General features: G+C 30.8%; 9 protein-coding genes and 1 pseudogene. 2 read left to right on the forward strand and 8 right to left on the reverse strand.

The window, feature by feature from the left end; genetic code table 11:
- Window positions 1-9 precede the first annotated feature (9 nt).
- The 8 genes from HNS40_RS03730 to HNS40_RS03765 form a co-directional block, all read right to left on the reverse strand.
- A complete protein-coding gene (locus HNS40_RS03730) occupies window positions 10-981 on the reverse strand; it encodes a hypothetical protein (RefSeq protein WP_172277803.1) in 972 nt (323 codons plus the stop codon).
- Window positions 982-1,066: 85 nt separating this feature from the next.
- A complete protein-coding gene (locus HNS40_RS03735) occupies window positions 1,067-2,464 on the reverse strand; it encodes a serine hydrolase (protein WP_172277805.1) in 1,398 nt (465 codons plus the stop codon).
- The gene (locus HNS40_RS03740) at window positions 2,461-3,372 is read right to left on the reverse strand and encodes a peptidase (RefSeq protein ID WP_172277807.1); all 912 of its coding nucleotides are present in this window, start codon (window positions 3,370-3,372) and stop codon (window positions 2,461-2,463) included. Before HNS40_RS03740 ends, HNS40_RS03735 begins: the two co-directional genes overlap by 4 nt.
- Before the next feature lie 120 nt (window positions 3,373-3,492).
- Window positions 3,493-4,743, reverse strand: coding sequence for a M13-type metalloendopeptidase (locus HNS40_RS03745; RefSeq protein WP_172277809.1), 1,251 nt, complete (start codon window positions 4,741-4,743; stop codon window positions 3,493-3,495).
- 51 nt (window positions 4,744-4,794) lie between these two features.
- Window positions 4,795-5,358, reverse strand: coding sequence for a hypothetical protein (locus tag HNS40_RS03750; RefSeq protein ID WP_172277811.1), 564 nt, complete (start codon window positions 5,356-5,358; stop codon window positions 4,795-4,797).
- Between the two features lie 254 nt (window positions 5,359-5,612).
- Window positions 5,613-6,911 carry a hypothetical protein gene (locus HNS40_RS03755; RefSeq protein ID WP_172277813.1) on the reverse strand — a complete coding sequence of 433 codons (1,299 nt, stop codon included), beginning with the start codon at window positions 6,909-6,911 and terminating at the stop codon, window positions 5,613-5,615.
- A gap of 632 nt (window positions 6,912-7,543) precedes the next feature.
- Window positions 7,544-8,254 (reverse strand): LytTR family DNA-binding domain-containing protein, encoded by a 711-nt coding sequence (locus HNS40_RS03760; RefSeq protein ID WP_172277815.1) that lies wholly within the window; start codon window positions 8,252-8,254, stop codon window positions 7,544-7,546.
- A 6-nt stretch (window positions 8,255-8,260) separates the two neighbouring features.
- Entirely contained in the window at window positions 8,261-9,313 is a 1,053-nt protein-coding gene (locus HNS40_RS03765) for a sensor histidine kinase (protein WP_172277817.1), read from the reverse strand.
- Between the two features lie 519 nt (window positions 9,314-9,832).
- On the opposite strand from HNS40_RS03765, the pseudogene HNS40_RS03770 reads away from it, so the two are divergent.
- Together HNS40_RS03770 and HNS40_RS03775 are read left to right on the forward strand one after the other, a co-directional pair.
- Window positions 9,833-10,144, forward strand: a pseudogene (locus tag HNS40_RS03770) (IS6 family transposase); the annotation flags it as partial.
- 227 nt (window positions 10,145-10,371) lie between these two features.
- Window positions 10,372-10,666 (forward strand): hypothetical protein (locus tag HNS40_RS03775; RefSeq protein WP_371742918.1); only part of this gene is annotated, 295 nt, incomplete at its 3' end.

The raw sequence follows: 10,666 nt of genomic DNA on the forward strand, positions 1-10,666 counted from the left end.
AAATTTTTACTAATTAAATGGTTTATTGAAATTTTCGTTGGGTTCGATATAAATTATATTGTTAAAATAGTCGAAGATAATATTGAATTTCATGAACATCGGCAAGCCAATCATTCCAATATTCTTTGGATGTACTCTGGCGGTTTTCTCATCTCCAAAAACAACGTTTACATGTTCGAATGTATAATCTCCGATGGTCATATTATCAATTTTCGCAAAGTATTCTGTTCCACCAAAAGCATCACGTTTTTTTGAACCAGTAGGAGCTTTAATATCAAGAGATGTATTTAAGGCAACTTTAAAGGGATAGATTCCACCAAGATCAATATCTGCCCTATCCTTATAAACCTTCCCATCATTTGTGGTAATTATAAAGGGAACAGAATAGGTGCCGGTTTCGGTTAATTGCATGTCCAGGGTGCTCCCTTTTCCATTATAAATAAATCCTTTTGGGTTATGTAAGATTATTTCATTCTCAATAAAATCGAACTCTACAATAAAGTGCTTAAAGAAGGTATTACACAGTTGCCCATCAGCATCGGGGAACATTCTTGCGAATCCTGCCGCTGTAGGCGAAACTAAAACAGGTTGCTCATAAAAAATGATATCATTGAATTTTAATGTGAGATTTTTTGATTCGTATAAATGTGTAGAACTTTCATTTTCTGAACCGCTAATACTTTTTGAATCAATCGGTTTTAATTGAAGTACATCAACAAGTGGGGAACCGAATAGCCATACCTGCTCCCATAAAACACCATTATCAATCATAAGGTTTGCTTTTGCACCATTAATTTCAATTTCCATTAAAGGTTTGCCATTGTGCATTTTAAAAGGAATTTTAATAGTATCATCTTGATCTATTAAGACTTGATATCTACCAGGTCCTTCATCCATCACTGCTTCTATGTTACTATGGTTTTGAGCATTTAGTGTTACTACAATTAGTAGAATTCCGATCATCAAATTTAGTACTCTCATTTTCATTTTTTTACTTTAAAAAATTATTGTTTATGCTGGATAGCACATACATATATATTGTCATGCTATAACACTCTCTAATCAGTTATACTTTTGTAAATATTAGATTTCGAACATTACCAGAGGATAATTTAAAACCTATAATTATATTATTATCATCCCTTATAAATCTAATGTTATTAAACCAATATTGGTTTCCTTCAAAATGGTCTTCATCGGCTGGTGTGAGTAAAACTTCTTCATTTCTCCAATAGCTAGCTCTTAATGTGTCATTAGTTATATTTAAATCATATTGTACTCCTAATTCTTCACTAACATAATTCCCTTCAAATTCAATTAATTGGCTATATGGTAGAAGATAATTTTCCACTTCTTCATTTTTCATAGGCTCCAAGTCTTCTTCCTTTTTTTCTTGAATGAAATCTTTCAAAACTATATCAGCCATATCAAAACCATACTTATATGGGCTAATTGAATAATAATTACCTAATAAAGCTATTCCGGTTTTATGTTCTGGGAAATAGATTACACCTGCCCGGTAATTTGCATCATGGCCACTATGTAAAGCTATATTCAAACCCTTGTAGTTGCTTATACCAAAGCCGTATCCATAATCTACGTGCTCGCCTGAATTTAATGTGTCAGTTGCTGAAAGCATTTTTTTTATTATCGCTTCATTTCCAAGCTGTATTTCCGAAAAATTAATCAACCATTTGCACATATCTTCTCCAGTTGTCAAAACACTTGTTGGCCCAACATATGAATAGCTCAATATGCCCTTATACAATTCTCCATCCCAATCACCATAGGCATAAGCTCTGTTTTTAACTATTTCTGAGCAATCATCATAGAATTGTGAGTTATTCATTCCTAATGGCAAAAAGATGTTTTCTTTTGTCCAATCCCGGAATTTTTCACCCGAAATATATTCAACAATTTTTGCCAATAAGAAATAATTAGTATTAGTGTATTCTAACTCCTCGCCTGGCTCGAAATTTAAATCATTTTGATTTTTAATCAGCTTATAAAGAAATGACGACTCAATTTGATCCGCTGATGTAATCCCTGCAATTTGTTGTAATTTTTCAAGTTCTCGTAATCCGCTAGTGTGATGCAGTAAATGTCTAATTTTTATTTTATTCTTAAACTTTGGGAGATCATTTAAGTATTTTCCTATAAAATCATCTAGTGATAATTTCCCTTGGTTTTCTAAAAGAAGAATAGCAAAAGCTGTAAATTGTTTTGATACTGATCCTATATGGAATATGGTTTTTGATGTAATTGGAATCTCGTATTCAAGATTTGCATTACCATATCCGTTCAAGTGTTTAATTTCTCCATTTTGAACTAGTACAGCAACAACTCCAGGTGAGTCAATACTATTGAACTCTTCAAATAGTTTGTTGATGCTGTTTATTTGTTGTGAATAAATATCACATATTATTGATAATAACACAATTATTATTACTAATCTAATTTTCATAATTCCTCCTCTAATAAATAATTGACTGCTGCATTTGCATCAACAACATGCCTCACTTTATAATCATTGTATTCTATTTGCATACTTGTTTCTATCATAACCTTTTTATATTCTTCTGGAGTTAAGTCATTATTAATTTCTTTCATCATTGCAATAATGCCAGCTAAGACTGGAGACATAGATGAATTTGAAAAATAGGGGTAGGCTCCAATATTATTTCCTACTTTCCTATCTAATTTCAGAAAGTTTTTATAAGAAAAAGTTAACATGAGATTATAGTCGAAATGAAAAATATTTACATCAGGTTCTCTTTCATAAGGTTCTGTTAGTTTCGGTAAAAAGCCATATGGAAGAATATTATCCTGCAAATCATAATGAATAAATGTAGTGACAATGTTATAATTAATAGCCTTTTGTACTGCTTCATCAATTATAGTCCTATTCTCAACACTAAAGGCTTCAGCTGAATAAGTCAAAATATCAATTTTGTTTTCAATTGCCCAATCAATAGCCTCACATATATTCCTTGCCTCCTTTGCTTTGTTATTCTCTCTTGCGCAAAGTGCAAAAACTTCTGCACCCGGAGCAATCTCTTTCAATGTCGTTGCCATCCATAGTCCATGCTCTGCAATATCATTTAAGGATTCCATATTCCCTGTAAAATCTTTCCCTCCAGCATAAAGATATTTATTATCCTCATAACCAAAGTATTTCCCAATTACACCAACTTTTATACCTTTGCCTGTGGCTATCTTTTGTGCTTCCTTTATATTATGGAATGTGTTGTAAGTCGGTCTGGTATTTGCATTCGGAAAGCTTATATACCAAATGTCATCATGTTTAATATTATAATACACTGAAACTAGCAGTAGCACAATAAGTGAGATAAATAGGATTTTTATTTTCATATTAATATGCTTTAAAGTTAAGCTCTGAATTATATATTCAAGTTAAAAATGAAGTAAGCCTCTCCTTTGTCAATACTTTTACAAAATAGGGCTGACCTTCCTTCAACTTATCAAAATTAATCACCATATACTCAGCCGTTCATTCACAGGAATATAGTACTTGGAATTAATATCTATTTCGTAAACATCATAAAATTCATTCTGATTATATATAGGTCCAATTGCTCTAAATTTCTGAGGCGTGTGTATTCTTTTTAATGAAGATATTTCATATTCGGAGGTTGCTTTTTCTTTCCAAAACTGTGCGAAAGCCATGAAGAAACTTCTTATTGCTTTTGATTCTTCCTCAGTAGAAATCTGAGGTTTATTTTCTTTCATATACATTTTTAATGCCAATAAAGAAACCTCCACACCACCCAAATCAGCAAAATTTTCTTGAAGTGTTATCTTTCCATCCACAAAGAAATTTTCTTGAACCGTATATTGATTGAATTGGTTGATTAGCCCTTCTGTTATTTGTTTCCAGTTATTCCTGTTGAACTTTTTCCCATAGCTATCAAAAGCATGTGTCATTTCATGGGCAATGGTTCTTCCAAGAGTAGCAAATATCATAGGATAATCATCTTTATTGGAAAAACAGCTAGCATATAAGGTACCTGCATATAGTCTTACTAGATTGTCAGATTTTATATACCTACAGTCAGTTTCATATGGCGGAGAAACCCAATTTGGCAAAGATGCTTTGATTTTAAGTTTGTATTCTTCAGTTTTATGAATGTTACACTTATAGGAATCCGAGGACAGCACTGGCATTTTAGGCAGATTTGAAATATCTGGAGCACCTATCTCAAATTGCATCTCCTCTAATCTGGTTAGGAAGAAGTCGTAATTATTCATTTTAATTTTAGTGCTGTTTTCAATCTTTTCTTTATACGCTATCTTTAAATATTTTATGATTTCGCTGATTTTTTCTACTTTGTTTTGATTTATTGTTACTTTGGAAAAAACCACCCCAAATAGCATTGGATAGTGTTTTTGAACCAGATATACTCTTTTTTTATCGTTGTCACCATATTCAGCTGTACTTTTATAAAAGTTACGTAATTGGGTTAAGGTGTATTGATGATCTTCATCAAGATAATATAATGAATCACCTGAAAGTATTTCAAGTGATTGATCGGCTATTTCATCCCATAAAATCCCCCAATTGTTAATGACACTGACATTCTCAGGAATAGTAGTGTTTTCTATCCATTCTCTGTTTGCATATTCGTAGAAATCTGATATTGGATCTTTTTCTTGAGCCAGAATTGTATATGTACTGAAAAAACAAATTAATGCAACAATTTGAAATTTGATGATTATTTTCATGAACTTAGGTATTTATGTCTAATTGCATCTCCTCTGATTTTAAATATTCAGTTATTTTGCAAGATCGGTTTCAATAATTTTAACGCGAAAAGAACCATCTTCTACATTAAGTGATTTCCCAGTTCTAGTAGAAATTGCACCATTAAACTTCCCCTCTAGAAATCCACTATCATTATAACTCTCTATTATAAATTGGCTCAATTCCCCAACGTAACTCCAATCGTCATTGATGCCAAAAGTAGTATCCGCTGGTGAATTGTATTCTATAAATTGAAATTCGGTGGAAACACCTTCAACATGACTTAGACTAACTGGAAATGAGAGATTATGAAACTGACTACCAATAATGAACAAATGCATTCCTTTCTCAGAATTTTCTGAAATTCCTGATAAACTCAATTGATCCATAATGTGACTTCCTGTAGAAGCAGATTGATATAAATACTCGTTGATTAATCCTGGAGAATATGTATATAATTCATTCCCGATTTGAGCAGAAATAAATTGCTCGGGTAAATTCTCTTTTGCATCCTGATTCATAATTTCTGACTCATTCTGCTTATCACACGCAGTGAAAAAGGCCAATCCCAAAAAGACTAAAATTAATTTTTTCATTTTTCTTATTTATAATAATTAATTACGTAATTTTTATTACTTTTTATTTTGACTTAGGTGATGAAAGAATTGAAATCTCATCATATTTGTTTTCAATATCATTGATATTTACATTTTTAAGATATATATCAGAAAACCTTGAATAAGTTTTCTTTGCATTTTCATGAATTTAGGTACTTATGACTATAAATATGTTTCTGTTTATTATGAAATCTGCACTTATAAACTTAGTCATGTATATTTCAGGTTTCTGCTCAATTATCGCGACCTAAGAAAATATTTTTCTTATTGAATCTATATGCGATAATCGAATCACCTTTTGTAATCTCAATATATAATACGCTATCTTCTTTATTTTTAAATATGTATTCCCCTCGATAAAATTTGCAAAAGATATCCGAATCCAATTCATCAATTCTGATCCCGTTAATTGAATATATCTCATCACCAGGCATAATTCCTGATAATTCAGGCTCGTAACCAGAATAAATACTTGACACTACAAATTTATTTCTTAGGGGCTTATATGTTATTCCAAAAGTGCTATCGATTGGTTCTTTTAGGTTTCGTTTCGGGATGAAACCTATTCGCCTATTTCTATAATCTAGGGTAATATTGAAATTCTTTAAATATCTATTACCTATAATCCCGGTAAAATCTCTTTCAGGAGTATTGCTTACATTTATTATCATTTCTTCACTTGTGTTATTAATGAAAGAAAAATTTGAAGCCTTAAATAAAAATGATTCTCCAATCTCATTTTTTTCTCCACGAATAAGTAAGGATGGTCTAGAGATGTATTCAGCTGTTTGATTGGGGAATTGTTGAAGAAGACTTCGATACAACTTTTCTGAAGACAATGTGATGCCTCCACTGCTTCCTGTATCAAAAAACAAATCAATTTTTATACTGTCGTTGAATGTCGCAGGAAGAATTGGTGTTTCCTGTGTCTTTGATGGTTTATAGTTTACCCATTGTATTTCTTCATAATTCTCCAGCTTTTCGACATTATCAGTTAATGTGATTTGTTGTTTATCAAAATCGATTTGAAAAACGCAGGTTTGTATTAGATTATAGCCAATAATTCCATAGGCAGAAATACAATTAAGCATTCCCCATTTAGAGTTTTTCGCTGATATTGAACCAATGTCTCGAAATTTCACCCCCCCTAATTCAAGTTCCTTGAGAGAAACTAATGCATTGTTAAAGGCATTTTGTGAGGTGTCTTGTTTATTTCCGAATGAAAATCTTTTGTATTTGTTTTCACCAATTTCATTTAGTAGGGAATCCATTAACACCGTTTGGGCACCGGTATCAAACCAAAACGGATATTCTTTATGACCTCCATCCACTTTTGCTTTTACAATAATCCAATTATTAACATACTCAAAATCTAAAACTTCATAAAAGTTACTGCTTTCAAGTTGGCAACCTGTTAAGCTAGATTCAAGTTTTGCTTGCAGATAATTTAAGCCAAAATAACCTATGGCTAAAATGAGTACAATTATTGTACTTAGCGTAATCAATAATTTTTTAATAGTTTTTCTTTTCATAATTTATGTATTAAGATCGAATTTGCAGAAATAGAATTTTCAATGCCAGATTTCTATACAATTGTTCCCTTATAACCATCATTTTAGTAATCTCTAATTATTCTAAAAACATAGTACATATATTCTACTATAGTTAATATTAGTAATGTACTGGAAGAAGTTGACGATTTCATCTGTTAAACTTTATGATTCAATTCTTGGTTTGAAATACTCTGCCATTTCTCTGCGATTCTGAGCAATTATAAGCTTTGTACAATTTCTCTTTTTTCGTTGTTGTAAATATTTAAAAGTCAAAAAAGTATTGCTTTTGATTATTAGAGATTAAAAGTATTTAAACCCTTTTTATTAGAATAATTATTTCGATATACAAAACAATATGAACTATTAACAGAATATTTTATAGGATAACATCACTTATGGCTCTATCATCCTATTTATCAATAAAAAGAATATTTGTCGAATGACATTTTAATTGAATATTACTTTCAAAAGTATCAAATTCATTGGGAATCTATCTGTTAAAATATAAATAATACGATAAAAGGAAATGGTACTTTTGAGAAAAAATAGGCAAAAATATCCCTATCAGTTATGAGTAAATCAAAAACACGAAATGGGATACGCTTTTAAATTTATGGTATTTTATAAGATAATAATTTTTGAAATTCGGCACGATAGCTATAGCCAATAGGGATTTCCATATTATGCATGATAATTGTGTTGCCTTCTATAAGATCAATTTTATCGAATTGAATGATAAATGATTTATGTACTCTAATAAAACTATCGGGTAAAATTTCGGTAAGTTTTTTTAGAGTTATATGTGATATGTAATTCTTGCTAGTGGTAATGAATTTGCAATAATCGCCCGTAGATTCAATAAATAAAATGTCATGGAATGCTACTTTATGCAATTTTTTATCGGCTTTTATAAATATATGGTCTTTGGGTTTTTGTTTGATTAATGGTTTGTTTTTCTGATTTGCTTGAAGTTTATCTTCGGCTCTTTGCACAGCTTTATAGAAACGATTAAATGAAAAAGGTTTGTGTAAATAGTCAATGATTTCGAGCTCGAAACTCTCCACAGCATATTCGCGATAGGCTGTAGTAATTATAGCAAGTGGAGGATTCCTCAATGCTTTATAAAAGTCTATCCCATTCATTCCGGGCATATTTATATCAAGAAATAATAAATCAATATCATTTTTATTAAGAAAGCTGATTGCCTCATTTGCTGTTTTGCATTTCCCAATTATATTTAAATAATTTATGTTCTGGCTATAACTTTCAATAATTCTTATAGCCGCAGGTTCATCTTCAATTATTAAGCACTTAATTTCCATTTTGTATTATTTATTCAAGCCTAGTCCGTTGATGGATATTTCCACTTCAAAGGTGTCGTCTTTATCATTTATTATTATGTTATGCTTATTAGGATATAAAAGTTGTAGTCTCTTTTTCACGTTAATAATTCCTATACCACTTTTATCACTTTTATGTATTTTTTCTACTTTCCCTTTTGAATTTTTTAAACTGAAATGAAATTCACCTTTTAATGAATTGATGGTGAGTGATAAGCATTTTTTCTTTGGCTCTGATCCTATTCCATGTTTAAACACATTCTCTATAAGAGGAACAAATAATAAAGGTGGAATCATAGTGTGCTCCATATTACTGATTTCAATTTTTACATCAATATCTTTTTCCATTCTAATCTGCTCGAGTTCTATATAGTCTTTAATAAAATCGATTTCTTTATTTAAAGGAACCAATTCCGTTTTACAATCATAAAGAATATAGCTAATGAGTGATGAAAGTTTTAAAACTATGGTAGGAGTTATATCAGACTTAAGGAGGCTATGAGAATATATACTATTAAGAACATTGAATAAGAAGTGAGGATTAAGTTGAGCTTTAAGAGCATCTAGTTCTGCTTCGGTTTTCTGTTTTTGAATTTCAATGATATTTAATTCTAAGCTTTGCTTATTAATCCATTCCTTAAAGAATTTGAAAAACGATGTGATGATGATGTATATGATTTCTAATATAAAAAACCAAATTCCACTTCTCAAGCTCAATGCGGCATTCATTACAAAGTTAAAAGTGCCAATAAATAGTAAATTGACAATAATAACAGATGTTGTTACTGATAAGAAATACCAAGTTGTTTTGCGTTTAACTTCATATTTTGGAATTAAAATTGAATAATTGATATAGACTATTAGTATAAGATGAAAAAAATAGATCAAACCAGAATATAGTTTCTCAATTTTAAAAACTCCTTTTTGATTGTATTCTAGAAAGAAGGGGGAAGTTAGTAAAATGAAATTGGCTAACCAAAATATAATATGATAGGTAGTTATTGATGAAAATATATAAGTAAGTCGGTTTCTGATAGTCATAAAGAATAAAATTACAGGCTAAAATTACAATTTATTATCCACTGCATAAAAATATTACGATGAAAAAGGTTGAACTATCGGTAAACTAGTGATTGTTGCGGTTATGTGCAATTCCTTTCCAAATGGGAATATAAATCGCAAAGCAGATAAAATCCTTAAAATCTATTTCGTTAATAATGTAATTGATTTGTTTATCGAAATTAATTGAAAGACAAAAGTGTTGACCATATTTTTGACAAACAATAAATTGATTTTTATACATATACGAATTGATAATATCATTTTACACATGAACAAAACTATAATGCAATCTATATTCAATCAAAATGGAATAATAAGTCTTAGCAGGATATTATCAGATGAAAACCATTATCTATTAATAAAGGCAAAGGGCTAAATTACATCATCACAGCCATCATATATAAATGAACATATATGATTACTATATTAGGTTCTGTCGCATTAATTACTCAAAGGTAAAATAATTTCTACTTTTACCCACCAACAAAACCATAATTGATGTTCAAGCACCACCGATATCCCAGAATTATCATCCTTCAAGCAGTTTATTATAAATTAAGATTCACATTAAGTTATAGAGATGTAGAGGAATTGCTATCAATAAGAGGAATCAAAGCAGATCATACTACTATTCAAAGATGGGTATTTAAGTTTAGTCCATTGATTGAATCGAATATGCATAAACGAAAACGGAAGGTCAATAATAGCTGGAGGATGGATGAAACTTATATCAAGGTAGGAGGGAAGGACCGCTATTTATATAGAGCTGTAGATAAATATGGGGGTACAATAGACTTCCTATTAACCAAGTGGATAGGCTGACTCATGTTGTGCCACCTATACCGATGTAACTGTGCCACTCAAACCGGAGCAAGTTGTGCCACTCATACCGGAGCAAGTTGTGCCACTCGTACCGGAGCAAGTTGTGCCACTCATACCGATTGATGTTGTGCCACCCATACCAGAGCATTTGTGCCACCGTAAAATGGCAGAAGTACTCAGTTTAAAGAACAGAAATAATTTCTATCGTATAACTTTTGAAACAAAAACAAGCAAAAGTTATGGCTGCAAAAAAGATAGATATTATGGAATTAAAACAATTGTTACTATTAAAATCTAAAGGTGAGAGCAATCGCTCTTGTGAAAGGTTATTAGGTATTCATCGCAATACGATTAATCATTATGTACGGATGTTTAGAGCATCTGGATTAGATTATACAAAGCTGCTTGAGTACACTGATAAAGAGTTGGATGATTTGCTTCCTTCAAAAGGAACAATTGATTCAAATAGATACAGCACGTTCTCAGATTACCTATCCTACTTTGATAAAG

The sequence above is a fragment of the Lentimicrobium sp. S6 genome (genome assembly GCF_013166635.1).
Classification (GTDB): domain Bacteria; phylum Bacteroidota; class Bacteroidia; order Bacteroidales; family UBA12170; genus UBA12170.

What these genes read in the sequence shown, in the direction of transcription:
- HNS40_RS03735 (WP_172277805.1), bottom strand. Translation starts at nt 2,464, where the DNA reads ATGAAAATTAGATTAGTAATAATAATTGTGTTATTATCAATAATATGT.
- HNS40_RS03765 (WP_172277817.1), bottom strand. Translation starts at nt 9,313, where the DNA reads ATGACTATCAGAAACCGACTTACTTATATATTTTCATCAATAACTACC.
- HNS40_RS03755 (WP_172277813.1), bottom strand. Translation starts at nt 6,911, where the DNA reads ATGAAAAGAAAAACTATTAAAAAATTATTGATTACGCTAAGTACAATA.
- HNS40_RS03730 (WP_172277803.1), bottom strand. Translation starts at nt 981, where the DNA reads ATGAGAGTACTAAATTTGATGATCGGAATTCTACTAATTGTAGTAACA.
- HNS40_RS03750 (WP_172277811.1), bottom strand. Translation starts at nt 5,358, where the DNA reads ATGAAAAAATTAATTTTAGTCTTTTTGGGATTGGCCTTTTTCACTGCG.
- HNS40_RS03760 (WP_172277815.1), bottom strand. Translation starts at nt 8,254, where the DNA reads ATGGAAATTAAGTGCTTAATAATTGAAGATGAACCTGCGGCTATAAGA.
- HNS40_RS03745 (WP_172277809.1), bottom strand. Translation starts at nt 4,743, where the DNA reads ATGAAAATAATCATCAAATTTCAAATTGTTGCATTAATTTGTTTTTTC.
- HNS40_RS03740 (WP_172277807.1), bottom strand. Translation starts at nt 3,372, where the DNA reads ATGAAAATAAAAATCCTATTTATCTCACTTATTGTGCTACTGCTAGTT.